Here is a 26,370-nt window from a genome sequence, read left to right on the forward strand (position 1 = left end):
GATATTTATGCTAAATGCAGATTTATTAACCATATACCTTATTAAAGGAAAAATCATGAAAAAATTACTTCTGTTAAGCATGTTATTTATTAGCGTTTTATTAACAGGTTGCGCTACTACAGGCAGTGCTTCTCCTGGAGAAAAACGTGCTTTAGTACAAAGTATGAAATCGAATACATTAACTGCTTTATACGAAAAAAAACCAGATGTTAAAACTCAAATTGCAAACTCTGCCGGTTATGCTGTATTTGATAATGCCAATGTAAACGTTATTTTAGCCAGTTTTGGTGGTGGGTACGGTGTAGTAAAAAATAACCTAACCGGAAAATCTACCTATATGAATATGGGCGAAGCTGGTTTAGGCTTAGGTTTAGGTGTTAAAGATTTCAATATTGTGATGGTTTTTCACGATCAAGCAGCGTTAAATAGATTTATTAAACATGGTTGGGCGTTCGGTGGTAATGCCGATGCTGCTGCAAAATACCAAGATAAAGGTGGCGCTTTAGTTGCCGAAGCTATTGCTGACCAAGTTACTGTTTACTCTTTAACCGAAAGTGGCCTTGCACTGCAAGCTGTTTTAAAAGGCACTAAATTTTGGGTAGATTCTGAGCTAAACTAAGCTATCAAAACCCTATCATAAGTGGGCTAGTTTGTATAATTACGCCCACTTTAATTTAATTCACTCAATTTAACATAACGTAATTTATGGGTAGTTAACTATCAGCTATCAGCTATCAGCTATCAGCTATCAGCTATCAGCTATCAGCTATCAGCTATCAGCTATCAGCTATCAGCTATCAGCTATCAGCTATCAGCTATCAGCTAAAATAATTTTACGCTTATAGAATCCAATATACGATGTTTATTATTCTCTTTTCATTTTTTAACGAATAGCAGAAAACATGTATAAAACATTTAAAGCATAAAATAAAACTTAGAACACTTATTTATCTGACCTAAAAAACCAGCTTTTAAATATAATTAAAACTTAAACACTTTAATATAAAGGCTTACACTCTTTCATTTATATCACTTGAGATGGTTATTTTAATTTTTAAAGTTAAATTAGTTATATAACTTCAAATCAAAGTTATCAGCATTTAATTTATTATCAAACGCTTCAGCTAATTTCTCAGTTTCACTAAACACGGTGTTCCAATATTTAATACGAGTGTCTGCATCAAGATCGGTAAAGTCGTTTCTGTCTGGAATTTTTCCATAAGGTAACCCTGCTACAAATTCTTTTGATGGGGTGATCATTACTACATTGTCGTAATTTTGTGGCGACACTTTTCGTTTTAAATTTTTATCAAACCACCCTGCTTTTGGATCTGAGTTAAAATGCGGATACAAAATTAAGCCAGGGTTATTAATTTTTAAATCAAAGTGGTAATCAATAATGCCGCCATCGCGGTAAATTCCTGGTGGCGAACCGGCAATATTTTTTATACCTTGCATTACTAGTGGTATAGAGCCCGATGCAAGTAAAGCATCTTTCAAATTTATTTGAGTAAGTTCAATGTTTTGTGTTTTAAACTTATAACTGTCAGTAATACTTAAATCACTATTGGGCGCGCCAAAAATAAAACGCTCATATTGCGAGCCTAATAATTTTCGATTAATTCTGTTAAGCATATAACTTTTTGATAAACCCAAAAGCTGTATTAACTTATGTTCGCTGGCAATAAAGCCGTTAGATTTTGCGACAATAAAATGCGCTTTAAAAACGGGATTATTTATAATTTCAGTTACGCCATTGTCGCCAAAAACATCTTCGAGTAGTGCGCGCGCTTTTATTGTTATCTCGCTAGGCGTTGGTTTATTACTAGAATATCGGGTTTGTGAATACGATTTTGCTAACCGCTTAATGGCAGCAACGGGATCGTTTTGTGCAAAACAGGCTGAACGAAAAGCCCCTGCAGATGAGCCAATTAAATTAAGCGGTTGGGTGCGATGTTTAAAAAATTCGCCAAATATATATTTGTCTAAACCAAATAAGGTAAACCATTTAGGGCCACCACTTGCCCCTAAAAAAGAGGTAAAAATCTCGGGTTTAAAACCTTGTTCGTTTATTATTTTTGCTGCAGTTTTACCCGCATAAATGTCGATCATCTAAAAATACTACCTGTAGAGTCGCAGTTTAATGTTGTTAAAGCCAAACTTAAAAATGAATACTTATGCAAAATAAAACTTTTAAACTTTAATCTTAATCCCAAATTCCGTCTTCACATTTGCCCTGCACTTTTACGTTTTTTACCTTAAACTCAGGCTCTATGCCTTTGTCTCTTTGTGCGTGGTAGTCGTTAGTAACAGACAAAATAGTCGGTGTGAGTAGTATAATAGCGATAACGTTTACCACTGTCATTAACCCTAGAGCAATATCAGCTAAATCCCATACTTGTTTTAAGGTGGCTGATGCGCCCCACAACATCATTGATAAATAAAGCAAAGTATAAATACCGCGCCCTACTTTGTTATCGAGCTTAAATAAGTGGAGGTTACTTTCGGCGTAGGCGTAGTTAGCAACCACCGAGGTAAAAGCAAATAAAGTAATGGCAGCGGCTACAAAATACACGCCGCCTTGCGCTAAGTGTGAGGTCATAGCGCTTTGTGTTAAGCGTATGCCTTCCATTTCACCGCTTATATCTACATCGGCCAATAAAATAATAACCGCGGTACAACTGCACAATACGATGGTATCGAAAAACACCCCTAACATTTGTATGTAGCCTTGCGTAGCCGGATGGTTTGGCATTGGACTGGCACTTGCCGATGCATGCGGCACACTTCCCGCGCCAGCCTCATTAGAATATAAACCGCGTTGTATACCATTTTTAATGGCTGCACCCATGGCGCCTGCACCAGCTTCTTGCAAGCCAAACGCTGATAAAAATATATCTTTAAGCATGGCAGGTACTTGAGTGAAGTTAATCAGTGTAATTACTACAGCAACAAGCACAAACACGATGCCCATAACAGGCACTACTCGCTCGGCGAATCGGGCAATGGCTTTAAAGCCCCCCAAAATAATAGAGCCTGCTAAAAGTGTGATCACAACACCTGAGTAAAAAGTGGGTATTTCAAATGCGTAATTTAGTGCATCGGTAATGGTGTTGGTTTGCATGGCGCTAAAGGTAAAGCCGTAACCTAAAAACAAACAGGCGGCAAACACAATAGCAAATGCACGACTGCCTAAGCCTTGTTGAATATAATACGCAGGGCCACCTCTGAATTCGCCATTGCTGTCGCGAATTTTATATACCTGGCCTAAAATACTTTCTGCAAATCCGGTTGCCATACCCAGTATAGCAATGACCCACATCCAAAATATGGCGCCGCTACCACCGAGTGATATAGCCACAGCCACACCGGCTAAATTACCTGTGCCTACTCGAGCACACAGCCCAGTACAGAGCGCTTGAAATGATGAAATATCGTTTTTATTACACTTACTACTGCCTTTTAGCAGGCTAAACATGTGCTTAAATTTAACTAATTGAATTGCTTTTAAGCGTACTGAAAACCATATTCCGGTAAATAGGAGAATGTAAATAAGTACTTGCCCTTCGCCCCATAAAAGGCCATTTACACTTTTTACTACGGTATCGAACATGGGCTAATCCTTTTTGTATTTATTATGTTTTTACTCAGCGAGTAGTTGAGTAATTTGCATTTAATAATGCATGTTAGCCATAGCTTAGCGGAGCTAAGCTGCCTTAGAATGTTGACTTAGAGGTAGGTTATTTACTTTGCAGGTGTATACCCGCAATCATGCATCTAACCGAACCTCCCGCCGACTCTATGGTTGGTATAGGTAACGGAACAAGTTTAGCTGTTTTTTGTATTGCTGTTTTTTGCTCGGTTGTAAGTGCATTAAACGCCGTTTGTGAGAGCGCTAAAATACGACCATTTGTACCTTGTAGCTCAATTGCATTGCCACAAAAGCTACTTATTTGCTCACTAGTTAAGTTTATTACTTCTAAATGGCTTTGTATAAAATGGCTAGTTAATTGTTTGTGCTGACTATTTGGCACCATATTTAAGCTGATCATGGCAAACTGTGTGGCTACACACATCAATACATTAGTATGATAAACCGCAGTACCTTGCTCATCGTAGGCGTTAAACACAACAGGTTTTAGCTTTAATTGCTCGCATACTGTATTAACTACAGCTTTATTAGTGCGCTTCGATTCTACTGCATAAGCAAGCTTATGTAAGTGATCAATAACAAGCGATCCTGTACCTTCTAGAAATGAATTTTCTTTCGATAAAAATGAATAATCACTCACAGACAACACTTTATAGTGATTAGTCAAAAAATCAATAATATCTTTTCGATATTCTAATCTTCTGTTTTCTGCGTACATTGGGTATATAACTAGCTCGCCACTTTGATGGGTAGAAAACCAATTATTTGGAAACACAGAATCGGGCGTGTGCGTATGTTCGTCTTCAAAAAGATGAACTGTTACGCCCTCGTTTTGTAATAATTTAACCGCATTAGTTACTTCGTCAAAGGCAAGCTGACTCTGGTTTTGTGAGTTGCAGCTACTTTGAAACGTGTTGTCTAACATAGTTTGTGGGTTAGATGTAAAGTGATGCGGGCGCACCATAACCACAGCTGTTGGTGCTTGCTTTATGTGGCTCATGCGACTTGCTCTTGCTTAGTTGTTTTTGATGTTTGCACACTATTAAGTACCGAAAATAAATTACGCGGATCGGCTTGTTGTGTAATTAAATCAAGTAATGAAAACTCACCCGCAACCACCAGCGCATCTTTAATATAAATCAGCGCGGTAAAGTCTTCGCTCGCAAAACCTACCCCATCAAAAATAGTAAGCTCGTCGTTACTTGTACGCCCAGTTGTTTGTTTATTAATTACTTTATGAAACTCGGTCACGGCAAAGTTTTCGGACATTTGCTGTATTTCGCCCTCTATTCTGGTTTGAGGCTCATACTCTACAAACACATTTGCGCGCCCTAACAATTGGGAATCAAGCTCTGTTTTACCAGGGCAATCGCCACCAATCGCATTAATATGAACACCTTGCGGTATCATATCGCTGGTTAAAATGGTTGCGTTGGTTTTATCAGCCGTACAGGTTGTAATAATGTGCGCACCTTGCACGGCTTCTTCTGCGCTATTGCATATAGTTACATTTAAACCATAGCCACTTAAATTGTTGTAGGCTTTTTTAGAGGCGTTTTTATCAATATCGTATAAACGAATGTGGGTCATGCCTAATACGGTTTTAAAAGCTAATGCTTGAAACTCAGACTGTGCACCATTACCAATTAATGTAAGCGTTGTTGAGTGTTTGGGTGCTAAATACTTTGCCACAAGCGCCGATGTAGCCGCTGTGCGTAAGGCCGTGAGTAAGCACATTTCGCTGATCATAACCGGATAGCCGCTATCAACATCCGATAAAATACCAAACGCGGCCACGGTTTGAAGTTCTTCAAAGGTGTTTTTTGGATGACCATTTACATATTTGCAGCTAAACATTTCACCGTCGCTTACGGGCATAAGCTCTATTACGCCATCCGGAGAGTGCGCCGCATAACGTGGCGATTTATCAAATTCGTCCCAGCGAGCAAAGTCGTGTTCTAATCTTTGGGTAAGCTCAAGCAATACGTTTTCTATTCCGACTTTATTTATAAGTTTGGCCATTGTCTGTACGCTAACAAATGGAACACCTTGTTTTGGCTCTGCTATAAAATGACTCATAAACACCTCTTTAATGACTATATAAGTTAATTGAAATAAGTTTATAGGCCAGAGGTGACAGTTAAAATGCCAAAAGTTTATACAAATAATGTTATTTTTTAGCAAATTGCTATGCAATAAAGTACAAATTTAGTAATTTATAATAAACACATAACCCAAGGCGTTTTATGACCCCTTACATTTACGACTCCTTAGATAACGCATTAATAGCCGAATTACGAAAAGATGGCCGCGCTTCTATTTCAGCCCTAGCCGATGTTTTAAAGGTGTCACGCGGGACGGTGCAAAATCGCTTAGACCGTTTGGTTTCATCGGGCGCTATATTAGGCTTTACGGTGCGTGTACATGAACACATCGAAACCGAGGCTGTAAGAGCAATAATGATGGTGGAAGTGGTGGGAAAATCTACATCGCAGGTAATTAAAACTCTTCGCGGCATACCAGAGCTAACAAAGTTACATACAACCAACGGCGCTTGGGATTTAGTGGCTGAAATACAGGCTGCAAATTTAGGTGAGTTTGATGGCGTACTTAGGCAAGTGCGCGAAATAGAAGGCATTTTAAATAGCGAAACCAGTATATTATTATCATCTACTTAGGTTTTATTAACGCCATGCTTTACTAAAAGTATTTTAGGCAATACTCGGGTTATTTATTAGGTAATGGAGTAGGCAATGAATAAGCTTTCTATTCGGTATTATTCGCAAGATATAAAGCGCCACCAGCATAATTACCATCAACTTGTTTTACCCTTACACGGTGAAATTTTCATAACGTTAAATAATGACTTTAAAACAACGGTTAGTACGGGTAGTTGTATCGTTATAGAGAAAAACGTGGTGCATGCCTTTACGGCCGATGAAGCCGCGCGTTTTATTGTGGCAGATTTAGACGCGCTACCTGAAAACCTTATTCATCTTTTATGCCCTAAAATCTCAATAGATAGTCGTTTATTAAGTTACTTACAGTTTATAGAGCAGCAACTGCTTTTTGTTAGCGATGAAAAGCTTACTAGTTCAACCTTTGATTTATTTTACTTATTACTTTGTGAGCAAAGTAGCCACAGTAATATTGATAAGCGAATAGATAATGTAATAACCATTGTTAAGCAAAACTTAGCGTACCCCTACACGTTAAAAGAGCTGGCCGATATAGCCTGTTTAAGCGTTACGCAATTTAAAACTGTGTTTAAAAAAAGTACCACTATGAGTGCACTGCAATATTTAACTATGTTGCGAATGCAGCACGCTCGCGCCCTTTTAACCCATTCAGACTTACCGATTGCTTTAGTAGGCGAGCGCATTGGTTATAACGATGCCTCTGCGTTTAGCCGCCGGTTTAATTTATACTTTGGTCAGCCACCTAAGGCATTTGCAAAGCAATAATATAGATAACCTAAACACGAGATAATAAATCAAGCTTAAGCAGAACTTAGGTTAAATTGCGTCAGAGCAAACAATAACACCGTCTTTTTAGCACATTTTTCAAAAACCTGTATTGATACACTCAGTAAATAGTATTTACGGAGGATAATTAATGGCAACACACATAGGTTTTTTAGCAATATTTTCGTGGGGGCTTTTAGCTTTACTGGGTAATTTAACCAAAGCGCTCCCTGCTTTTCAGTTGCTTTTCATTTGCTTTGCACTCTCTTTTATTATTTTATTAGTAAAGCGTTTTGCTTCAAAACAGCCATTATTAACCCCTCCTAAGCTTTCTAAAAAACAAATGATAATAGGTGTTATTGGTTTATTTGGTTTTCACTTTTGTTATTTTATGGCTTTAAAGTACGGCCCCTTAATAGAGGTAAGCTTAATAGTGTATCTTTGGCCATTATTACTGGGTGTATTTGTGGCTACCCCAGGGTCTAAATTTAAATCAATATTAGGCGGATTACTGGGGTTTTTAGGCACGCTTAGTTTAATTATCGATGGCAGTGGATTATCTATCAATAGTGAGTATTACTTAGGGTACTTTTTTGCAGGTTGCTGCGCGGTACTGTGGTCTAGTTATTCTTATTTAATGTCGCAATTTGATAGCCATGTGGATGACATAGGCTGGCTTTCACTTATTGTGGCAGTGCTTGCCCTTTTTGCACATTTTTATTTTGAAACAACCGTTATTAGTTTGTCTGTCTCACAATGGCTAGGTGCTATTTTATTGGGATTAGGCCCAGTGGGTGGTGCATTTTATTTATGGGATCATGGCTTAAAGTTTGGTAACCGCTCGCTATTAGCCTCATTGAGTTTTTTAACGCCGGTGCTCTCTACCTTTATTTTAATACTCGCCTCGCAGGCTCCCTTGAGTTGGTCAGTATTTATAGCTTTAGCGCTTATTTTATTAGGGGCGGCGATTAGCAATAAAAGGCCATCGATAAGTTTAAAAAAAGCATAGTTTTAATTTTACCAACGCTTAAACTTAAGGTAATTTAAGTTTAAGCGTTAATATACAGCTACATAGCGTAGCTCTGTGCATAATCTACTATACGTGTATTTTGGCTTTTTAAATAAGCGCGTCCTGCTTTTACACCTAGCTTATGATCAAAGCGTAAATCGTCGTTAGAGCTGCCTAATAATTTACTGTGCAGCTTTTCGTCTGCAAAAATTTGTATAATTTCTACATCACTAGGCGGATTGGCTATAAATGATAGCTCGTCCAGGTATGCTTGCTCGTGTTGAATCAAGTAATCAAGTGTTTTTGGGCAGTAGCCCGATGCACATGCAAATGTTCTAAGCTTTTGAACCCATGCAGTTTGCGCTTGAAAATTCTCATCAACGGTTCTTATTACCACGATTTTTCGTGCGCCACGGTTATAAGCTTCGCGTACAGGCAATGGCGCAGCTAAGCCGCCATCTAAATAAAAATCTTCACTTGATTGCTCTGCAGCTAAATGCGCTTCGTTTGCCGCTTTTGAGCCTAACCAAGGAGTAAGTTTAACGCCTTGTTTATACAAAAAAGGTAACGCGCTAGATGCTTTTAACAAATCGCGCCATTGCTTACCCTCGCCTGTAGGTGAAAGGTAATAGGCTTTTCTGTCGCGTGCATTGGTTGCCGTTATAAGCAGCTCTCGCTCACCTAAGCTGGTTTTTGCTGTTTTAAAATCAAGAGCTCTGTTTACTTCGGTAGTTTTGTCAAAGTACCAGTCTAAGTCAACAATGTGCTTGCCCATTAAACCACGCCCTAGTTGAAAAAAGCGTTTGTTACGCGAAAGCCCTCTGATCAAGCGTTTAGCGTAGCCTTTTTGACGCGCTAAATAACTGGTTAAATTTTGCGAGCCAGCAGACGTCCCTATAAATAAATCAAACGGGTCGTAGTTTTGCTCTAACCACGCGTCAAGTACACCAGCTGTAAATATCCCTCGCTGCCCTCCACCTTCAGCAATCAATGCAGTTTTAGGGTGCATAGGCTTATTGAATGTGTGTGGAGCAACATTTATTTGAGATTTCACGGTGTACCTCTTAGTTGTTAACTTAACGGAATATGGTTTTATTTTAACGTGCTTGATTAAATCCTTAAAACAGATTAATTGAATCAGTTCGATTGAAAATATAAATCATTTATTTGTACTCAATCTTTATTCGATTCTCTATTTGGTTATTAGTGTAACTATGGTTGCGTGTACGCTTGCTTAATAAACAGCTTAGTTCTTTATTTCCATTAGTATTTTTAACGCACGATGACGTTTTTCATCGTCATATAAATCGTTGGTGAATATAAGCTCATCGACCTCTAATTGGTTCACGATCATTTCTAATTTGTGTTTAATACTCGCTGGCCCACCAGTAACACTTAATCCTAAAAAGCTCTCAACATGAGTACGCTCTTGTTCGCTCCACAAGCCTTCCATTGTTTCAACTGGGGGCTTTAACCACAACTCATCGCCTCTGATTAACGACAGTACTCGCTGTTTTGAAGTGGTTGATAAGTATTGTGCTTCTTCATCTGTATCGGCAGCCACTAAAGGTAATGCCAACATTACATAAGGCTTAGCTAATACATTTGATGGTTTAAATTCTCTTTTATATAAGGCTATTGCATCATGTACAAAACGCGGTGCAAAGTGCCCCGCAAATACATAGGGTAATCCTTTTTGCGCTGCTAACTGGGCACTAAATAAACTTGAGCCTAAAAGCCAAATAGGCACATTAGTGTTTTCACCGGGTATTGCTCGTACACGCTTAGCCCCATCGTATGGGCCTAATAGTGTTTGTAACTCGCTTACTTCATTAGGAAAGTTTTCAGCGCGGCTAATGTCGTTATTTAAGGCGCGACTTGTCACCGGATCGCTACCTGGTGCGCGCCCTAGCCCTAAATCAATTCGACCAGGATACAAACTCTCTAAGGTGCCAAATTGCTCAGCCACTACTAAAGGCACATGATTAGGTAACATAATTCCACCCGACCCTACGCGTATTTTTTTAGTGTTGCCGGCTATGTGCCCTACTAAAATTGAAGTGGCGGCACAAACAATCCCAGGCATATTATGATGCTCGGCTAACCAAAAACGGTTAAAACCTAATTGGTCTGCTTTTTGTGCGTAGGCTGTACTTTTGTTTAAGGTATCACTAACCGTGGCCCCTTTTTGCATAGGCGCCAGTTCAAGTAATGAAAAAGGGATAGTTGATAACAAAGCAGCATCTCCAAATTAAATAGCGACTTATGACGTGCTAGCCATAAATAATAAATCTAAAGTAAGAAATGGGTGTACATTACTCCAATTCAAGGCAGCTTATCTTGAAACGCTAAGGTGTTGCGATTGAGTGATAACAAAGTTAGCTATTTTTAGCTGCAGCTTGTTGGCGGCTTAGTTTATAGGCTTCTGAATCAAGGCCTTTTTTCCAATAACCCGATGAAACAATTTGACTGCGAGGTATCGCTAATTCATCAGTTAATACGGTTTTTGCTTTACGTACTAATCCGGCCTCTAGCGCCATAAATACAATAGGTTGTTGCTCACTAAGCGGCATCGATTTTAATGCGTTTATCACATCTGTATCTGGTTTATGTGTTATTAACCAAGTTACATCTCGCGGCGACTCTAAGCTGATCACATCATCTTTTGTTGGTGCATGAATAATCGCGTCAATTTTTGCGTTTTTAGGCAGTTGCTGCATGTAGCCTTTAATTGCATTAACCGAAGTTAAATCGCCAAGTAGTATGTAATGTGAGTGTTCATAATTATCAAGCTTTTTAGGGCCTGGTCCTGCTATACCTACCTCATCGCCTACTTTTGCTTTTTTAGCCCAATTAGTTGCCGGACCTTGGTGCATATTAATTACAAAATCGAGGGTAAGTGCGCCGGTGTGCTCATCAACATGCCTTATAGTGTATGAACGCATACATGAAGTTTTAATATTATAATCAACGCGGCCATTTTGCGGAATAAGTACCTTTACGTAGTTACCAATATATTGAGCGTTCAAGTCGTTAAACTCATCGGAGCCAACAATAATGCGCTGTAAATGTGGGGTTATTTGCTCTGTGCTTAATACTGTTGCTTTGCGTACTTTTTTACCCATATAAATTTACCTCATTAAAAAAGATGAATTGCACAACGCCCCGTTGGTTGATAAAATCAACTATATCAATTTAATTGACTTTGTCAACCATTATGGATTCCCTATGCATATCTCATTAGCCAATACATTATTTGCTTTAATGCAAAATTATCGCGTTACCATACGCGAAGCGATTAATGCGGGCGAGCTTGGCTTAAACGCAATGCACGTACGCTGCTTCCATATTATTGCAACAACAACTCAGTGCACTGCAAACGATATTGTTAATCAAACTCAGCGTGACAAAGCCCAAATAGCACGCTTAGTAAAAGAGCTACTCGCATTAAATTTGATTAACAAAGATGCCAGTGACCACGACAAACGCTGTTTTATTTTGTCATTTACCTCTGAAGGCCGCACGCTTTATGACAAGCTATTAGCCGCCGAAGAGCAAGTAAATACGCAAATGTGTAAAAACTTAAACTCACAGCAAATCAATGACTTTTTACATACTGCCCAACAAATGATCAAAAACATGGATTGATCTGCCATTCATTACTTGGCATAACTGATACAAAACGCATATACTGTACACTTATACAGTATATGCGTTTTAGGTTGTGTTATGTTTGTTATTCCCATTTATATAGAGGCCGGTGTTTGCGGGTTTGAATCGCCTGCAGCACAGTATAGTGAGTTAGGGATATCACTCGATGAGCTATTAATAAAACACCCAGATGCTACGTTTATTGGCGTTGCATCAGGGTGCTCTATGCAAGAAATTGGTATTTTTGAGGGCGACTTACTGTTAGTTGACCGTGCTGAGATTCCTAAAGATGGCGATGTTATCGTGGCGAACTTAAATGGTTTATTTGTATGTAAGCTGCTAGATAAAACCAATGCGCGACTGCTCTCGGCTTCTGCTGCTTATAAACCCGTGCAATTAACCGAGTCTGATGAATTTCAGCTTGAAGGCGTGGTAACTCGCTCAATTAGGTTACATCGGCAAAGCCCTGAGATACTTTCATGTATGCCTTAGTTGATGCGGTTGCTTTTTATGCCAGTGCTGAAAAGGTATTTGACCCCGCAATTCGTTCAAAACCGGTAGTGGTGCTAACCAATAACGATGGCTGCGTATGTGCGGTGTGCCCTATTGCCCGTAAGCTTAATATTCCTAAATTTGGCCCCTATTTTAAAGTTAAGCAATTACTAGCAAAGCATCAGGTGGTGGTGCGCTCATCTAACTACGAACTATACGCTAATTTAAGCGATAGAATGATGAACGTTATTGCCCGCTTTTGTGATACCCAGCATATTTACAGTATTGACGAATCGTTTTTGCACTTTAAAGGCTATCAGCCATTAATTACCGATTGGCACCAATATGGGCAGCTAATTAGGCGTACAGTATGGCGTGAAACCAAACTCCCTGTTGGGGTTGGCTTTGGGCCAACACCGACCTTAGCCAAAGCCGCGAATCATGCTGCTAAAAAACTAGCTGGCTTTAATGGGGTTGCCGTGATTGATGATGAAGCAAGCCGACAAGCTATTTTACAGCAAATGCACTGCCAGGATGTATGGGGAGTGGGCAAACGTATAGCTAAAAAGCTGGCGCTAATGAATATTAATACCGCATGGCAGCTGGCTGAGCAAAGTCCAAAAACAATTCGTCGCCAATTTAGCGTAGTGCTTGAGCGTACAATTAACGAGCTCAATGGCATTACCTGTTTAAACTGGGATGATGTGCGCCAAAACAAACAAGCTATTTTTTCAACGCGTAGTTTTGGCCAGCGCCTTAGCGATCCTGATGCAGTGAGAACCGCATTAATAAACCATGCCAGCGTGGTTGCACAAAAATTAAGAGCGCAACAGTCGCTCACTCATCGTATTTATATTTTTGCCGCCAGCTCGTCACATGAACAAGCTTTTTATAAAAAGTCAGCTATGCATCAATTTGATCCGCCCACTAACGATACCCGTGTTATAGCAAGTGCAGTATCAAAGAGTTTTGAGCAGATATATCAGCCGGGTATTCGTTTTTATAAATGCGGAGTGGGTGCATTAGAGCTTAGCCCACAGCAGTTTCAACAACATACTTTATTTGAGAAACAAACCGATAACCCGCAGTTAATGGGCTGCTTAGATGCGATAAATCATCGCTTTGGGAAAGGAATGCTTAGCGTAGCAAGCAGCCAACTAAATGAACGCTGGCATATGAATAGAGCTTTTTTATCGCCGCAATACACAACACGTTGGCGCGATATTCCTAAAATACAGTGTTAGTCAGCAACTTTAATAAATTCGCATTCTACACTTGGGTTATCTAAGGTGTATTTAAGGGTGTTATCGGTTAAAAAAGTAATGGTTTGTTTAATGGTTCTTTCGTGAATTGGATTATCACATCGGCTCATACGTAAACCATTTTCGAGGCCATTAGTTTTGTATTTAAGTGAGCTGGTAATAAAACAATAATTAGGCTTTTGAATAGTACGAGTGCCATTGTGTAATGAGTTAAACAAAATCTCTTTACCTAAGCTAAAACCTTGCTCAGGATCTTCAGGGTTATTAAATTGCAATCGACTATTAGTGCACAAACCCGAGTTACTTGAGGTAACTTCGTAATTACCTAGCTTAGTTTTTAATAGTGGAATAAAGCGAGTTTTATTACTTGGGCCTGCCACTGCGTAGCAGCTAAAAAGGCTTATGGTAAGTAAAACCAGTGTGAAACATTTCATTATAAGCTCTATCCTCGTGTATCAACCATGATCAAGCACTGTGACGATGCTTAGCTATTTCTAACTATAACAGAGATTTACTATAAAAGATGCGAAGTCGTATTACTATGAGCAGCTGCGCAAAAACTAACTTAAAATACGTAGCTAACAACAAATAAGATTAAACTAGGGTCTGTTTACCTTTGCGGATTAAAATTTGTTCAAACTAGAGGCTGCTTAATCGCGGCGCGAGATTTGTAACCTAGTGGGCTCGATAACTGCTCCTGCGTTATTCTACTGGCTTACATACATGTAAGAATAAGTAAAAACCGAGCAAAGCTTCCGCGTCCTGCTCACGCCCCTTACCTACATCCATGTAGGCAACAAAGAGTAAGTCGCCCCTAGGCAGAACTCTTCGGGCAGCGCCTGTTTGGCATTGATGCTGCGTTATCGCCTATTTATGGGGAATAACCACACCACATAAGCCCTGCCTTGCCTAAATACCAAACAGACTGCTGCAAATTTAACCTTGAAAGGTCAACAGACCCTAGACGTAAGCTTTATTACCGAAAGGAGGAAGAAAATGCATTACTTGTGATTAACCTGAACTCTGGTTAAGAGATTTACTAACATGTTGAATCAAAAAATATTTTCACTTACTTTTCTCTAGCTAGAAATTTTTAGTGAAAACAAGGCGAAATTACGCGTCAATAGCTAGCCTATTGCAAGTAAATTCAACGCAGTTAGCGCTGAAAATAGCTGCTTGAGATGAATTTATTATCCGCAGTTCAGGTTAATCAAGTAATGCATTAATAACACGCTGAGTTATTGCCAATACTTAGCAAATAATTGCGGGTAATTTTGTTTTAAAAACTTAGGTTTGTCTTTAAAGCGCTTACCTTTAGGTTGTTCAAGCCCTGATGGGATAAAGGGTAACTCATCGTCGTTACGCTCTTCATATAACAAACCTGCAATTAGGTCATACTCATCTAAATACGGATAAGGTTGCTCGTTTAAAAAATAAAGCGGCGTGCACTGAGCCAGGCTATCTGGGTTTTCTAGTGCAGCTTTAAATACGGCTTCACCACGAGAAATTAACCAACAACGAAATTCTGAAAAACCATATTCATCATTACAGCCCGCCATAACAAACGCGGCACCAAATAAGTCCCAGGTATAACTTTGACGCATACAAATACTAAACTGCTTATCAAATTCAATTAATTGCTCATCTGATAAGTCACTCAGTGCCGACTTAAGTGATTGGCACACTGAATCGGGCTCTGCGGTTTTATCTTCCACAGTAACCAATAGCCAAAAATCAATTAAGGTTAACTCACTCATGCAAGGATCTCTTTTACTCGACCCACTTGGCCGTCTTCTAATTGTACTTTTATTCCGTGCGGGTGATTAGGCGACTTGGTTAATAAACGCGACACAATACCATTAGTTAAAGTACCACTGCGTTGATCTTGTTTAAGCACAATATTAACCTCTGTGCCTGGCGTTATTTGTGAGCGTGTTGGAACGGCCATATTTAATCTCTATTACAATTTTTTGCGATTATAGCCTGCTTAATAGAATCTCTCCATATTAAAGCTTTTACTAAGACCATAAATGCCAAATACAGCTTAAAATGAGGGATAATTAAACAAAAACACAATACCTATTTTTACTGCTTAAGAAATGAAATAGCATTGTTTTTTATATGAATATTTAAACTAGCTAATGCATTACAAATAAGCTGTTCGATATAATCTAGTCGGTTATTTTTTTTAGCCTGCTCTAGTGCAATATCATCAATAAAATAACAACTTACGGTGAACTTAGAGGGTAAATTGTTTAAGTCTGCTGAATGGGTAAGATAGCTAAAGCCCTCAACATCATCTTTTACTTGCTCACAAGCCAGTGTTAATTGTTGACGAATACGTTTGTCTAGCTGCTTTTGGGTTTTGGTCATTGTTTACTACTGCTCGGCGGTTTGTTGCTTTTTAAATTCTTTGTAGCTGTCTTGTTGTTGTTTAACACATTCATGGTATTCCTTGTCAGCCATATGGCTGCATTCATCTAATCGGGCTGATTGAATTTCATGATAGCGGCTATCGCTGCTACACCCTGTTAACACAGCGATTATCGATAACGAAAGTAGATACTTTAAGTTATTATTTAGCATTCAAAATTCCTTATTATTTTAACCGGAAAACTACTGATTTTCGTTATTTTTGCTGTATATTGCACTGGTTTTGTATTTATAACCGTTAAGGGCACGTTATGATGTTGTCGCAGTTACAAGAGCTGTTCCAGCGTATCGATAAAAGTAAATTATTTCAATCATTTGTTATTGCAGTTATTGTGGTTTCTGCACTGACCGTGGGCGCACATACCTATTCGTTGCACCCTACCGCTGAGCTATTTCTACATTGGATGGATATAGGCATTACGGTGTTTTTCTTAATCGAACTGATTATTCGTTATATTGCCAGTAAAGGTATCAAAGACTTTTTCTCCAAAGGCTGGAACATATTTGACTTCATTATAGTGATCGGTAGTTTATATCCTGCGGCAGGTTCGACTATTTTTATTGCTCGACTGCTGCGCATTTTCCGCGTACTACGTTTAGTGTCTATGATCCCAGAGCTGCGCTTATTAGTGAACTCACTAATAAAAGCTATTCCACAAATGGGCTACATTGCACTGCTGATGTTTGTAATTTTTTATATTTATGCTGCTACAGGTAGTATGTTGTTTGCTGAGATAAACCCAGTACTGTGGGGCGATGTCTCTATTTCTATGCTTACCTTGTTTAGAATCGCCACCTTCGAAGATTGGACCGACGTGATGTACGAAACCATGGCGGTGTACAAATTAAGTTGGATTTTTTACTTAACCTTTATCTTTTTAACGGCATTTGTATTTTTAAATATGATGGTGGGGGCTATTTTAGAAGTAATGAGTGAGGAGCATCGCAATGCTCGAGAAGAGCAAGCGGATACAGACTCACTACCCGCAACTCAAGGCCAAGTAAACGAATTGAAGGCGCAACTGGCAGAGTTAAAACAATTACTTAAAAATAAGTAGCAGATTGAATAGGGCAAGTATGTACTTGCCCTATTATTTATACTTTAAACTTGCCAACTAAGTCCGTTAACATTAAAGAAAGACGGCTCATTTCATTACCGTTCTCGCTGGTGCTAACAGCAATATCGCTAACCTCATCAGCCGAATTTTTAATTTCCGTTACGTTTCGGTTTATGTCTTCAGCTACGTGTTGCTGCTCTTCTGCAGCAGTCGCTATCTGGGTGTTTAAATCACTAATATTAACAATAGACGCCGTGATCTCGCTAAACTGTTGTTGCGCCGAGTGCGCAAGTTCTACAGTTTTATTCGTGGTTTCTATGCTGCGTTCCATGTCTTTAGACACTTTAGACGACATAGTGCGTAATTTATCAAGCTGCGATGCTACTTCTTCGGTCGACTCGGCAGTACGTTGCGATAACGCACGAACTTCATCGGCAACCACGGCAAAACCACGCCCATGCTCACCAGCTCGCGCAGCTTCTATGGCTGCGTTTAAAGCCAATAAGTTAGTTTGCTCTGAAATGCCGCGAATAACGCTTAAAATCGACATAATGTTTTCGCTTTCACTATCGAGCTTAGTAATGTCTGCTGAAGCATTATTTATTACATCGCACAGCTGAACCACACTTTCTACGGTTTGTGTAATAACCGATTGCCCCAAGTCCGATGCTTGCTGAGTTTGAACAGCTAAATCCGCCGCATTCGCACAACTGCTAGACACTTCATTAGCAGTAGCAGCCATTTCATTAATAGCCGTTGCCGCCATTTCTAAAGCTTGTTGTTGTTGACTGGTAGAGCTTGTTAATTGCGCAGCTTGAGATGAGGTTTGCGCTGAGGTTTTGCTAACATTTTGTGCGCATTCATTAATTTGCGTCACCAGCTCACTGATCAGATTTAAAAATAAGTTAAAACTAGTGGCTAGTTTAGCGGTTTCATCCTTAGTTTTAATTGCTAAGCGCTGGGTTAAATCACCGCCACCCTGCGATATTTCAGTTAAACCATCACTTACCTCAACAATTGGAGCGGAAATAAGCTTAGAAATATAACTCGCTATCGCAATAAACACACCAATTAACACAGCACTAATAATTAAAATGGTATAAGCCATTGCATTGGCCGCGCTCATTACCTCGGACTTTTCTACCACCCCAATAAACTTCCACCCTAAAATGGGAGACGTGTAAATATTGGCCATATACTGTTTTCCATCAATATCGACATCAAACAGGCCTTTGTTGTTTTTAGCTAAATCGGCGTATTTTCCACCCTCAAGATCAGCTAGATTTTTAAATCGGTAATCTGGGTGTTTCACATCCACCAGCACACTGCCGCTGTCTTCAATCAACATTAAGTAGCCTGTTTCGCCTAATTTAATATCGGCAATAATGTCAGTGAGTCCTCCTAATGAAACATCCATCCCTTGTGCACCAATTAACTCGCCGTTATCAATAATGGCTTTGACCGTAGATACAATCACTAAATCATCAGCGGCCCAGTAATACGCATTAGTACGGGTTGTTTTACCGTTGGCTTGTTTAGCCGTTTTATACCACGGGCGCTGGCGAGGATCATAATTAGCGTTTACGTTTCCCATAGGCCATTGAATATAACCACCTTGTTCATTCCCCATGTAAATATAAGCAAGCCCAGGGTGGGTCTCACCAAAATGATTAAATAAACTATAAGCAGCTTGCTCCGTCGGACTTTGGTTAGGGTGATCAAGCATTACCGTAGTGCCAACATTCATATGGGTTTTTATGTTTTCACGGGCATTTTTAATCGTTTGGTGGGAGGCTAAGTAATCTACATTTTTAGCAATTTCAGCAAAAAACATAGTAATTGCATTATCAACTTGGCGGGCTTCACGTTCACTTAACTGAGAAAAATTATCAAGTGCTTGCTCTCTAGTTTGTGAAATAACTAAAGCAGCTATAATTAATAACGGCAAGGCAATTGCAGATGCAAAAGAGAGCTTTAATTTTTTTGATATATTCATGCAATTAACCTCTAAAAACACTCTTAAGAATATAGTGTGGCTAAAGGGGTTGAGCAAGAAATAATATAAGAATGTTTGGAAGAGGCAATAAAAAAGGTTAGCAATTTACTAACCCTTTAACTTGATGAACTAGAAATTTACTTACCGTCTACAATAATTCGTAGCATCCGGCGAAGTGGCTCCGCTGCACCCCATAACAGCTGATCGCCCACGGTAAAGGCGCTGATGTATTTTGGCCCCATGGCAAGTTTACGAATACGACCAACAGGAATACTCAGCGTACCGGTTACTTTAACTGGAGTTAAGTCGGTACTGGTAATGTCGCGCTGATTAGGAATTACTTTAACCCACTCATTGTGCGATGCTAAAATTTCTTCTATTTTCTCAACGCTAATGTCTTCACGTAATTTAATTGTCATCGCTTGGCTATGACAACGCATAGCACCAATGCGTACACATAAACCATCAATAGGTACTGGCTGCTTAGAAGAGCCTAAAATTTTGTTCGCTTCAACCTGTGCTTTCCACTCTTCTTTAGACTGGCCACTTGGCATAGGCACATCAATCCATGGGATTAAGCTACCCGCCAGTGGTACACCAAACTGGTCTTGTGGCAAATCACTCGATGCCATTTTTTCGCTGACTATTTTATCAATTTCTAAAATAGCTGAACTTGGATTATCTAATTGCTTTGCAACACTTGTATGAATAGCACCCATTTGAGCAATAAGCTCTTTCATATTGCGCGCACCGGCGCCCGACGCTGCTTGGTAAGTCATTGGGCTTACCCATTCAATTAGGTCGTGCTCAAATAAACCGCCCAGTGCTAGTAGCATAAGTGAAACCGTGCAGTTACCACCTACAAAAGTTTTAACGCCTTGCTCAAGCCCTTGCTCAATGACATCTTTGTTAACAGGGTCAAGTACGATAATACTGTCGTCGCTCATACGCAGCGCAGAGGCCGCATCTATCCAATAGCCATCCCAACCCGATTCACGTAATTTTGGGTACACCGCATTGGTATAATCGCCACCCTGACAGGTAACAATAATGTCCATTTTTGCAAGTTCAGAAATATCACTAGCATCTAAAAGCGGTTTAGCAGGACCAGCTAACTCAGGACCAAGTTGACCTGTCTGTGAGGTGGTGAAAAAGGTGGTGTCGATATGTGCAAAATCATGTTGTTGTTCCATTCGCTCTAGTAATACTGAGCCTACCATGCCGCGCCATCCGACTAATCCTACTTTTTTCATTGTTTGTTCCACTGTTTGATTCATAAAAGGAGCCTATACATTAAAAATTAAAAATTCATTGCGTGAGATTTAATTTTTACAGCCCTAAACTAACACCACCAGCACGCTAAAACTAGTGAATAAAGTCGAACTCAAATTTTTTTCATAATGTAAAAAATGCAAAAGCATACAACGATTATTTTAAACTTTAATAAAAGCTTAACCTTGTTGAAACCTGTATTTACCAAGCTTAGAAGGCACATTGAAAAAAGAGGTTTTGTGTAATTCTACATTCAACTAAAGGAAAAGATAATGAAGACACTTACTTTCGCTCTACTCGCTTTAAGCTCAGCATCACTTAATGTATTTGCAGATACAACGCTTTCAGCAAACACAATGGCATTTAAAGAAAATGAAAAAGTATATTTTGAACGCGCAGAAATAAATGTGGAAGAGCGACAAGGCGTACTAGTCAATACTGCAACAACTTATTACAGCCCAAAGGTATGGATAAATGGACGCTTAGAGCAGTTTTTTGTAGGCTCTACAAATGGAAATCAATTTTGTGAAGAACGTGGTCATAACCAAGAAATTTCAGGAAGTACAATCACTTGTGGGGAAGATGAAAGCGCTTATGGTAACTTTGATTGGTATAACCAATTATGGACAATGAAAAGCACCGGTAGTAAAAACCAATGCTACCAACTTTATGCAACTATAAAGTGTCAGTAAAATATTCAATTGTAGCCCTATGCTAATTATAGGGCTACAAACAATTTAGAACATTAGATGCGATGAACTGATCCTATATAGTCAGTAATGCTATCATTACAACTGCGCGCATCATCACCGTTAAACTCCTCGAGTATATAAATTTTTACAGGCGTTTCTAAACCTTTTGCTTCAGCAAGCTTTTCTAAGATCTGGCCAAATTAAGTGTCTTGGTAAGCTAAGGTTAACTTGTCATTAGCCAAGTGAGTAATACTATTAGTTGTTTTTACGATTACCTGAGAATGATTTAGTTGGATATCATCGACAATAACAGAACATGATCTTGCAGCTAGAGCATCATTCGCAAAACCAAGAGAACCAAATATAACAACTGAGCTAATAACCTTTCTTCTTAAATTCATGGATATTACTCCTTTTAAAATAAAATTATAAAACTTAATTACAGCCTGTTAAATGTAAACAACAATCATGCTTTATTTGTTAAAGAATCATTAAAGTTAAATGATTTAGAGGGAATATGTGTATGAAGTGAATGATGCTTAAGATAAAAGAGAATTAAAAAAACTATTTATATAAAAAATATTAAACTACAACTACGTTTAAAACTGAGATACTAAAAAGCCCTACATATAGCAGGGCTAAGGGTTGTAACGGCTTATTTTAGTCGTTCGAGGGCTTTAAAACTCGTAGCTAAAGCTAACGCTTATCTCTCTAGGCGTTTCTTGAGAACGAATTAACACATCATTCTGTTCTACTTCAAAGTTTTGTCCCAACATATTCTTCACTTTAAGTGTTAATGTGGTATTAAACGTTGGGTAGTAACTATAAACCATGTCTAACGAGTTTAAAGGTTGTTCGTAAGCGTCATCAAAGTTGTTAACACCCGCAGCTAAAATACGGTCACCAAATACGTTATAAATAACTGAAGCTTGGTGCATGCCATCATGCGAATCGTAATTCAATTGTAAGTTGGCAACATACTTTGAGTGGCCAGTCATACGTCGCTTTAGATTCGTAAGGTCGGCGCGCTGTTCTTGTGCAATTTCAACTTCTGAATCACTAACCGTTAAATTACCAGAAGTAAAAAAAGCACCTCCTAATAAATCACTATGCAACTCAGTTAACCATTCAGCTTCTATACCGTAAACATAAGCTGTATCTGCATTGTCAAACTGCAGAGTAAAACGACCGTCACTTTCGGTTAATAATGCTTCGATTGGGTTATCTATATCTTTATAGAATGCGCCAACTGAGTAGTTATCACCATTGTCCATATAAAATTCGATACGTGCATCAAAGTTATCTAGGTAACTAGATTCTAAGAATGGATTACCAAGCGTTCGATAACCAGTCAACGGATCTTGGAACTGAACAGGGCTTAGCTCACGCAAATCAGGACGAACAACCGTGCTGCCATAGCCAAAACGAACTTGGTACGACTGCTGACTATATGTCATAGATAATGAAGTAAAATACTCATCTTCCATCACACTTGCTTGTTTTATCGCATCTGCACTTAATTTATCTGCCAATAAAGCAGGATCGAATGCTGAGCGAGAAAAAGCGAGAGCAACTTGGCGGAAGTCCTCGTAACGCACACCACCACTTAAACGCCAATCTTGAGCAAAAGTGATATCAAAAGAGCCGTAATAAGCATCAATCATTTGCGCTGCTAGGTAATCATCGGCTGTAGGTTCTTGAAACAATAACTCTACATCCGTTGAATCGATCACAGCATCATTAGCAAAGAAACTACCAATTGACAGTGCTTCTTCTTCACTTTGTGCTAAATCTAAAGACTGTGTTTGGCTAAAACGATAGTTAAAAAAGTCTGTGCGGTAATCACGCGTTTTTTCAACAAAATAGCCGCCGCCCGCGATTTCAACTTCGGCGTTATCAAAGTAAAAAACTTTGTTAACATTAACGCCCCAGTTTTCTACATCGTCTTCTAGCTCAACAAATCGATACAAATAAGGATTGCCACCTAAACTGCCATTATAAAAAGTACGTTGATATTCGCCATCGGCGTACTCATCACGCACCGTTACTTCAAGCTCGCCAGGTATACTCGTCGTCGCTGTTGAATCAGTGTATTGCCAATCTACACCAACACCTTCAAGAAAACTCCACTCTAAATTGTGCATTCCACGAAGTTGAAGTATTTCAAGTTCACGTTCCTCAAAAGAGGTTAGGTGGCTTCGCTGTAATTGCCCAGCATCAATGCTTAATGACTTTGAAGGCTCTTGATAAAGCGCAACAGAAGCTTCATCTTCAGTATCTCGTAGCATCATATAGGTGGCTGTTAAATCATGGCCGCCAATTTTATAACCTAAATTTAGAGAGCTATTTAATTTTATATTATGCTTTGTTGATACTTCTTTCTCTGTGGCAGAGTAACAAGTAAAGTCATCTTTTGAACATTCAGATTCAGATGCGTCAACAGAAGAAAGTACTGCGCTAAACTTCTCTGCATTAGACCATTCATTTTCATAAGCAACTGATGCTAAGAAGCCAAAAGAGCCATCTAAACCAAATAAGTTATCAAATCGGTCGCCATAAACAGCTTTAATGCCTGCATCAGGGTTTAAGCTTTCTTTTTCTAAGCCAAAATCTCTTGGTAGTGCTTTTGATAAACTTTTATTTAAGTCTATTGCAGCTGCTTGACCAATATCAGCCCCCTGACGTCTTGACTCAACATCTCTTATATTTCTGTATGAGATATCAGACAAACCATTGATATAGGTATTTAGCGCCGTTTTAACAGCTCCTGGTAAGGCGCGTGTACCATCGTCTTTACCTAACCAGTCGTCACTGCCGCCATTGTATGTGTAGCCTTCATCGTTTGTATCTTTATAGCTAGCACCAATCTCAACTTTAAATAAAGTATCACTTGGAATGCTTTTCGTTCTGATATTAACGTCACCACCACCAAAAGCCGCAGGCATATTAGGCGAATAGGCTTTTTGAACAGCTAAAGATTCAATAATACTTGATGGGAAAATATCAAGTGGAATTACATTTCGAGTCAGATCTGGGCTTGGAACAACCGCGCCATTTAAACGCACGCTTGAGTAACGCTCACCTAAACCGCGTACATAAATAAACTTATCGTTAACTAACGATAAGCCTGTAACACGGCGAAGTGCAGAAGCGGCATCGCTATCACCTGTTCTAGATATTTGCTCTGAACCCATTATATCAGCAACAAATGCCTGATTTTTACGTTCATCAATTACGGCACTAGCACTGCCTTTGAGGCGTGTACCTGTTGCAACAACTTCTTCTATCGCTTCTTCATTGATTATTTCTTGTGCCTGTTCAGCGAAAGAATTAAATGAAGAAAAAAGGGAGAGCAGAGATAACGTTATTAGATTAGTTTTAAACTGCTTTTGATGTTTCATATTTATATCCTCTAAACCTAAAATTCCCTTAAAAAAGGCGCCAGAGCGCCTTATAATTAGAGCCGGTCTAGATTAATTACTAGCGCGTTGTAAAGATGCAGCTACAAAATCAGCCCATTCACTTGATTCACCTTCTTTAAGTGCACCAATGTAGCCTGCGTTAGTGAAGAAAGAGTCAACTTCACTCATGTCTTTCGCTGTTGTAGCTACCGCAGTACCTTGTGAGTCTGTAATAGTTGCTGCAGTTGAAACACCATCCGAACCAAGCACATTTGCAAAATCAGCAAAACCAATCAGCTGGTTATTTTCGCCACCAGTAAACCAGGTATTGATATCAAAGCTTGCTAACGCACCGGTTAAAGGAGTATTTACGTCTTCAAAATTCTTACCACACGCAAATATAGAACTCATAAATGCGATATCACCGTTGTTTGCATTGGCATGCACACCAGCATCTCCTGATTTATCTTTTTCATTATATAAATCAAAACAGCCAGCACCATCTACAGATGATGAGTTTACAAACAACATGTTAGCTAATTGCGCTTTACCCCATTCTTTCATTTCCATACCGGCACCAGTACGACGCCCTTCAGCACCTTGATCACCAGTAGTAACAACGGTTGCATTAGCAATAGTTGGGTTAGATACAGTCGTTACTAAATCTTGTGCGTCTGCAGATAGTGGATCTACTTTTGCACCATCTGTTTCAAATCCATGATTTCCATATTCATTTGAACGTACAAGAATGTACTGTCCGTAACCTTTCCAACCCTCATCCCAGTCAATACCGTCATCACCAGTATCAGTAACAACAATATGTTTAAGATTAACGCTACCACCAAAGAGCTCTATACCATCATCAAAACCATTATGTACATGAACATAATCAATTGTTGTGCCTGAGCCAACAGCATTAAGTGTTAAACCATTTAGCTCATCACCTTCAACGCCAAATCCTGCATATTTAATAACAATGTGCTTTAATATACCGCTACTATCTTGCGGGTCATTACCACCGTAATAAGATACAATACCTTCAGCTGAGTGATTACACATGTCTTGTGCCGCTGCTGTCGCTGTACAACGAATAGAATGGCCACGTCCATTTACCTGAACGCCACCCCAATCCCCAATTTGAGCGGTTGTTGAATCATCACCATCAACTTCTTTAATACTTGTGAAAATAATTGGCTTATCTACTTCACCAATTGCTTCAATATTTGCACCACGAGCAATACGAATAAAACTCTCTGGCTTGGTAAACGCAATGGTAGCGCCTGCTTCAATAGATAATGTTGGGCCATTAAAATCAATAGTGGCGCCTGTAGATGTGTCTACATCGTCACCTATAAATAAAGCACCTTCAAATACATGGGCACCGCCATCGTCTAGCGCAGGGATAACAAAAGAGCTAGTAATTTCTTTTGCATTACTTGCAAATGCTTGGCTGTATAAGCAGTTTACGCCTTCTGCTTCACCTGTAAATGTAGCTCCATCTAATGTGTATGTGGCGCAACTTACAGTATCGCCACCATTATCACCACCTGGGTTAGTCACTGAATTGTCTACACTGTTATCAACTGTCGTAGGTGTAACGTTAATATCTCCACCGCCACAACCAGCAAGTGTTATTGCTGTAGCCACTAAGCTGATTTTGAATAAGCCAGATAATTTCATTGTTCACTCCGTAAAAGTATTTAATTATTGTGTTAGCGCATTAAGTAATAACTTAAGTCACTTTAAGGCACGATACTCATGCATTAAGGTCACTTGAGTTATCGAATACGAAGTACAATACGGGAGTGTTATGACAATGAAGTTACACTTTAATAAACATAAAATGACAATGTTAATTAACTAAAAATCAACAGGTTGCTTTAAAAGTGCACGCAAAAAAACCACACAAACTAAATGTTAGTGTGGTTTGAGTAGTGCAATTATGAAATGGTTTTTAGTGCGTCAATTAAGAACTAATAATCGCACTA

At 39.1% G+C, this 26,370-nt stretch carries 26 protein-coding genes; 9 read left to right on the top strand and 17 right to left on the bottom strand.

Going from position 1 to position 26,370, the window contains the following annotated elements; all coding sequences use genetic code 11:
* Window positions 1-55: 55 nt before the first annotated feature.
* Window positions 56-619, top strand: coding sequence for a lipid-binding SYLF domain-containing protein (locus tag AC0VZ5_RS15895; protein WP_475474931.1), 564 nt, complete (start codon window positions 56-58; stop codon window positions 617-619).
* A gap of 446 nt (window positions 620-1,065) precedes the next feature.
* Here the strand turns inward: AC0VZ5_RS15895 and AC0VZ5_RS15900 are convergent, their stop codons facing one another.
* The 4 genes from AC0VZ5_RS15900 to AC0VZ5_RS15915 form a co-directional block, all read right to left on the bottom strand.
* Window positions 1,066-2,112, bottom strand: a complete 1,047-nt coding sequence (locus AC0VZ5_RS15900; protein ID WP_475474932.1) for a patatin-like phospholipase family protein — start codon at window positions 2,110-2,112, stop codon at window positions 1,066-1,068.
* 94 nt (window positions 2,113-2,206) lie between these two features.
* Window positions 2,207-3,613, bottom strand: a complete 1,407-nt coding sequence (locus AC0VZ5_RS15905) for an alanine/glycine:cation symporter family protein (protein WP_198522570.1) — start codon at window positions 3,611-3,613, stop codon at window positions 2,207-2,209.
* Between the two features lie 127 nt (window positions 3,614-3,740).
* Window positions 3,741-4,652: a citrulline utilization hydrolase CtlX gene (gene ctlX / locus AC0VZ5_RS15910; protein WP_198522571.1), complete on the bottom strand. Its 912-nt coding sequence runs from the start codon at window positions 4,650-4,652 to the stop codon at window positions 3,741-3,743.
* Window positions 4,649-5,731, bottom strand: a complete 1,083-nt coding sequence (locus tag AC0VZ5_RS15915; protein WP_475474933.1) for an ornithine cyclodeaminase — start codon at window positions 5,729-5,731, stop codon at window positions 4,649-4,651. Before AC0VZ5_RS15915 ends, ctlX begins: the two co-directional genes overlap by 4 nt.
* Before the next feature lie 167 nt (window positions 5,732-5,898).
* On the opposite strand from AC0VZ5_RS15915, the gene AC0VZ5_RS15920 reads away from it, so the two are divergent.
* From AC0VZ5_RS15920 to AC0VZ5_RS15930, 3 genes are all read left to right on the top strand, one after another.
* A complete protein-coding gene (locus tag AC0VZ5_RS15920) occupies window positions 5,899-6,330 on the top strand; it encodes an Lrp/AsnC family transcriptional regulator (RefSeq protein WP_054201566.1) in 432 nt (143 codons plus the stop codon).
* Window positions 6,331-6,405: 75 nt separating this feature from the next.
* Window positions 6,406-7,116, top strand: coding sequence for an AraC family transcriptional regulator (locus tag AC0VZ5_RS15925; RefSeq protein ID WP_099293276.1), 711 nt, complete (start codon window positions 6,406-6,408; stop codon window positions 7,114-7,116).
* Between the two features lie 151 nt (window positions 7,117-7,267).
* Window positions 7,268-8,125, top strand: coding sequence for a DMT family transporter (locus AC0VZ5_RS15930; protein WP_198522573.1), 858 nt, complete (start codon window positions 7,268-7,270; stop codon window positions 8,123-8,125).
* A gap of 58 nt (window positions 8,126-8,183) precedes the next feature.
* Here the strand turns inward: AC0VZ5_RS15930 and AC0VZ5_RS15935 are convergent, their stop codons facing one another.
* The 3 genes from AC0VZ5_RS15935 to AC0VZ5_RS15945 all read right to left on the bottom strand — a co-directional run bounded on the left by AC0VZ5_RS15935 (window position 8,184) and on the right by AC0VZ5_RS15945 (window position 11,250).
* Window positions 8,184-9,134, bottom strand: coding sequence for a patatin-like phospholipase family protein (locus tag AC0VZ5_RS15935; RefSeq protein ID WP_198523783.1), 951 nt, complete (start codon window positions 9,132-9,134; stop codon window positions 8,184-8,186).
* Between the two features lie 237 nt (window positions 9,135-9,371).
* Window positions 9,372-10,361, bottom strand: a complete 990-nt coding sequence (locus AC0VZ5_RS15940; protein WP_475474934.1) for an LLM class flavin-dependent oxidoreductase — start codon at window positions 10,359-10,361, stop codon at window positions 9,372-9,374.
* 142 nt (window positions 10,362-10,503) lie between these two features.
* Complete coding sequence (locus tag AC0VZ5_RS15945) at window positions 10,504-11,250, bottom strand: siderophore-interacting protein (RefSeq protein ID WP_475474935.1); 747 nt, start codon at window positions 11,248-11,250, stop codon at window positions 10,504-10,506.
* Between the two features lie 103 nt (window positions 11,251-11,353).
* On the opposite strand from AC0VZ5_RS15945, the gene AC0VZ5_RS15950 reads away from it, so the two are divergent.
* The 3 genes from AC0VZ5_RS15950 (at window position 11,354) to AC0VZ5_RS15960 (ending at window position 13,512) form a co-directional block, all read left to right on the top strand.
* A complete protein-coding gene (locus tag AC0VZ5_RS15950) occupies window positions 11,354-11,773 on the top strand; it encodes a MarR family winged helix-turn-helix transcriptional regulator (protein ID WP_138606353.1) in 420 nt (139 codons plus the stop codon).
* A gap of 81 nt (window positions 11,774-11,854) precedes the next feature.
* Complete coding sequence (umuD, locus tag AC0VZ5_RS15955; RefSeq protein ID WP_010388819.1) at window positions 11,855-12,268, top strand: translesion error-prone DNA polymerase V autoproteolytic subunit; 414 nt, start codon at window positions 11,855-11,857, stop codon at window positions 12,266-12,268.
* Window positions 12,256-13,512: a Y-family DNA polymerase gene (locus AC0VZ5_RS15960; RefSeq protein ID WP_475474936.1), complete on the top strand. Its 1,257-nt coding sequence runs from the start codon at window positions 12,256-12,258 to the stop codon at window positions 13,510-13,512. The genes umuD and AC0VZ5_RS15960 overlap by 13 nt, the downstream gene beginning before the upstream one ends.
* Here the strand turns inward: AC0VZ5_RS15960 and AC0VZ5_RS15965 are convergent.
* From AC0VZ5_RS15965 to AC0VZ5_RS15985, 5 genes are all read right to left on the bottom strand, one after another.
* Window positions 13,509-13,964, bottom strand: coding sequence for a hypothetical protein (locus AC0VZ5_RS15965; protein ID WP_010388821.1), 456 nt, complete (start codon window positions 13,962-13,964; stop codon window positions 13,509-13,511). The two genes, AC0VZ5_RS15960 and AC0VZ5_RS15965, sit on opposite strands and share 4 nt — an antisense overlap.
* An 804-nt stretch (window positions 13,965-14,768) precedes the next feature.
* A complete protein-coding gene (locus AC0VZ5_RS15970; RefSeq protein WP_475474937.1) occupies window positions 14,769-15,287 on the bottom strand; it encodes a DUF4240 domain-containing protein in 519 nt (172 codons plus the stop codon).
* Entirely contained in the window at window positions 15,284-15,478 is a 195-nt protein-coding gene (locus tag AC0VZ5_RS15975) for a YwbE family protein (RefSeq protein ID WP_008111487.1), read from the bottom strand. The genes AC0VZ5_RS15970 and AC0VZ5_RS15975 overlap by 4 nt, the downstream gene beginning before the upstream one ends.
* A 137-nt stretch (window positions 15,479-15,615) precedes the next feature.
* Entirely contained in the window at window positions 15,616-15,903 is a 288-nt protein-coding gene (locus tag AC0VZ5_RS15980) for a hypothetical protein (protein ID WP_475474938.1), read from the bottom strand.
* A gap of 6 nt (window positions 15,904-15,909) precedes the next feature.
* Window positions 15,910-16,116 (bottom strand): hypothetical protein, encoded by a 207-nt coding sequence (locus AC0VZ5_RS15985; RefSeq protein ID WP_475474939.1) that lies wholly within the window; start codon window positions 16,114-16,116, stop codon window positions 15,910-15,912.
* 101 nt (window positions 16,117-16,217) lie between these two features.
* On the opposite strand from AC0VZ5_RS15985, the gene AC0VZ5_RS15990 reads away from it, so the two are divergent.
* On the top strand, window positions 16,218-17,021 hold the full coding sequence (locus AC0VZ5_RS15990; RefSeq protein ID WP_475475114.1) for an ion transporter: 804 nt from the start codon (window positions 16,218-16,220) through the stop codon (window positions 17,019-17,021).
* A gap of 37 nt (window positions 17,022-17,058) precedes the next feature.
* On the opposite strand, the gene AC0VZ5_RS15995 is transcribed toward AC0VZ5_RS15990, so the two are convergent.
* Window positions 17,059-19,017 carry a methyl-accepting chemotaxis protein gene (locus tag AC0VZ5_RS15995; protein WP_475474940.1) on the bottom strand — a complete coding sequence of 653 codons (1,959 nt, stop codon included), beginning with the start codon at window positions 19,015-19,017 and terminating at the stop codon, window positions 17,059-17,061.
* Between the two features lie 137 nt (window positions 19,018-19,154).
* Window positions 19,155-20,294 carry an aspartate-semialdehyde dehydrogenase gene (gene asd / locus AC0VZ5_RS16000; protein ID WP_475474941.1) on the bottom strand — a complete coding sequence of 380 codons (1,140 nt, stop codon included), beginning with the start codon at window positions 20,292-20,294 and terminating at the stop codon, window positions 19,155-19,157.
* 267 nt (window positions 20,295-20,561) lie between these two features.
* Here asd and AC0VZ5_RS16005 point away from each other — a divergent pair, with 267 nt between their 5' ends.
* Entirely contained in the window at window positions 20,562-20,981 is a 420-nt protein-coding gene (locus AC0VZ5_RS16005; RefSeq protein WP_138606472.1) for a hypothetical protein, read from the top strand.
* A gap of 200 nt (window positions 20,982-21,181) precedes the next feature.
* Here AC0VZ5_RS16005 and AC0VZ5_RS16010 read toward each other — a convergent pair whose 3' ends face one another.
* The 3 genes from AC0VZ5_RS16010 to AC0VZ5_RS16020 form a co-directional block, all read right to left on the bottom strand.
* Complete coding sequence (locus AC0VZ5_RS16010) at window positions 21,182-21,382, bottom strand: hypothetical protein (RefSeq protein WP_475474942.1); 201 nt, start codon at window positions 21,380-21,382, stop codon at window positions 21,182-21,184.
* Window positions 21,383-21,658: 276 nt separating this feature from the next.
* Window positions 21,659-24,382 carry a TonB-dependent receptor domain-containing protein gene (locus AC0VZ5_RS16015; protein ID WP_475474943.1) on the bottom strand — a complete coding sequence of 908 codons (2,724 nt, stop codon included), beginning with the start codon at window positions 24,380-24,382 and terminating at the stop codon, window positions 21,659-21,661.
* Between the two features lie 72 nt (window positions 24,383-24,454).
* Entirely contained in the window at window positions 24,455-26,062 is a 1,608-nt protein-coding gene (locus AC0VZ5_RS16020; RefSeq protein WP_475474944.1) for a hypothetical protein, read from the bottom strand.
* Window positions 26,063-26,370: the final 308 nt, after the last annotated feature.

This window comes from Pseudoalteromonas sp. QJM3NY_12 (assembly GCF_056173165.1).

What these genes read in the sequence shown, in the direction of transcription:
- AC0VZ5_RS15895 (WP_475474931.1), top strand. Translation starts at nt 56, where the DNA reads ATGAAAAAATTACTTCTGTTAAGCATGTTATTTATTAGCGTTTTATTA.
- AC0VZ5_RS15900 (WP_475474932.1), bottom strand. Translation starts at nt 2,112, where the DNA reads ATGATCGACATTTATGCGGGTAAAACTGCAGCAAAAATAATAAACGAA.
- AC0VZ5_RS15905 (WP_198522570.1), bottom strand. Translation starts at nt 3,613, where the DNA reads ATGTTCGATACCGTAGTAAAAAGTGTAAATGGCCTTTTATGGGGCGAA.
- ctlX (WP_198522571.1), bottom strand. Translation starts at nt 4,652, where the DNA reads ATGAGCCACATAAAGCAAGCACCAACAGCTGTGGTTATGGTGCGCCCG.
- AC0VZ5_RS15915 (WP_475474933.1), bottom strand. Translation starts at nt 5,731, where the DNA reads ATGAGTCATTTTATAGCAGAGCCAAAACAAGGTGTTCCATTTGTTAGC.
- AC0VZ5_RS15920 (WP_054201566.1), top strand. Translation starts at nt 5,899, where the DNA reads ATGACCCCTTACATTTACGACTCCTTAGATAACGCATTAATAGCCGAA.
- AC0VZ5_RS15925 (WP_099293276.1), top strand. Translation starts at nt 6,406, where the DNA reads ATGAATAAGCTTTCTATTCGGTATTATTCGCAAGATATAAAGCGCCAC.
- AC0VZ5_RS15930 (WP_198522573.1), top strand. Translation starts at nt 7,268, where the DNA reads ATGGCAACACACATAGGTTTTTTAGCAATATTTTCGTGGGGGCTTTTA.
- AC0VZ5_RS15935 (WP_198523783.1), bottom strand. Translation starts at nt 9,134, where the DNA reads ATGCACCCTAAAACTGCATTGATTGCTGAAGGTGGAGGGCAGCGAGGG.
- AC0VZ5_RS15945 (WP_475474935.1), bottom strand. Translation starts at nt 11,250, where the DNA reads ATGGGTAAAAAAGTACGCAAAGCAACAGTATTAAGCACAGAGCAAATA.
- AC0VZ5_RS15950 (WP_138606353.1), top strand. Translation starts at nt 11,354, where the DNA reads ATGCATATCTCATTAGCCAATACATTATTTGCTTTAATGCAAAATTAT.
- umuD (WP_010388819.1), top strand. Translation starts at nt 11,855, where the DNA reads ATGTTTGTTATTCCCATTTATATAGAGGCCGGTGTTTGCGGGTTTGAA.
- AC0VZ5_RS15960 (WP_475474936.1), top strand. Translation starts at nt 12,256, where the DNA reads ATGTATGCCTTAGTTGATGCGGTTGCTTTTTATGCCAGTGCTGAAAAG.
- AC0VZ5_RS15965 (WP_010388821.1), bottom strand. Translation starts at nt 13,964, where the DNA reads ATGAAATGTTTCACACTGGTTTTACTTACCATAAGCCTTTTTAGCTGC.
- AC0VZ5_RS15970 (WP_475474937.1), bottom strand. Translation starts at nt 15,287, where the DNA reads ATGAGTGAGTTAACCTTAATTGATTTTTGGCTATTGGTTACTGTGGAA.
- AC0VZ5_RS15975 (WP_008111487.1), bottom strand. Translation starts at nt 15,478, where the DNA reads ATGGCCGTTCCAACACGCTCACAAATAACGCCAGGCACAGAGGTTAAT.
- AC0VZ5_RS15980 (WP_475474938.1), bottom strand. Translation starts at nt 15,903, where the DNA reads ATGACCAAAACCCAAAAGCAGCTAGACAAACGTATTCGTCAACAATTA.
- AC0VZ5_RS15985 (WP_475474939.1), bottom strand. Translation starts at nt 16,116, where the DNA reads ATGCTAAATAATAACTTAAAGTATCTACTTTCGTTATCGATAATCGCT.
- AC0VZ5_RS15990 (WP_475475114.1), top strand. Translation starts at nt 16,218, where the DNA reads ATGTTGTCGCAGTTACAAGAGCTGTTCCAGCGTATCGATAAAAGTAAA.
- AC0VZ5_RS15995 (WP_475474940.1), bottom strand. Translation starts at nt 19,017, where the DNA reads ATGAATATATCAAAAAAATTAAAGCTCTCTTTTGCATCTGCAATTGCC.
- asd (WP_475474941.1), bottom strand. Translation starts at nt 20,294, where the DNA reads ATGAATCAAACAGTGGAACAAACAATGAAAAAAGTAGGATTAGTCGGA.
- AC0VZ5_RS16005 (WP_138606472.1), top strand. Translation starts at nt 20,562, where the DNA reads ATGAAGACACTTACTTTCGCTCTACTCGCTTTAAGCTCAGCATCACTT.
- AC0VZ5_RS16010 (WP_475474942.1), bottom strand. Translation starts at nt 21,382, where the DNA reads ATGAATTTAAGAAGAAAGGTTATTAGCTCAGTTGTTATATTTGGTTCT.
- AC0VZ5_RS16015 (WP_475474943.1), bottom strand. Translation starts at nt 24,382, where the DNA reads ATGAAACATCAAAAGCAGTTTAAAACTAATCTAATAACGTTATCTCTG.
- AC0VZ5_RS16020 (WP_475474944.1), bottom strand. Translation starts at nt 26,062, where the DNA reads ATGAAATTATCTGGCTTATTCAAAATCAGCTTAGTGGCTACAGCAATA.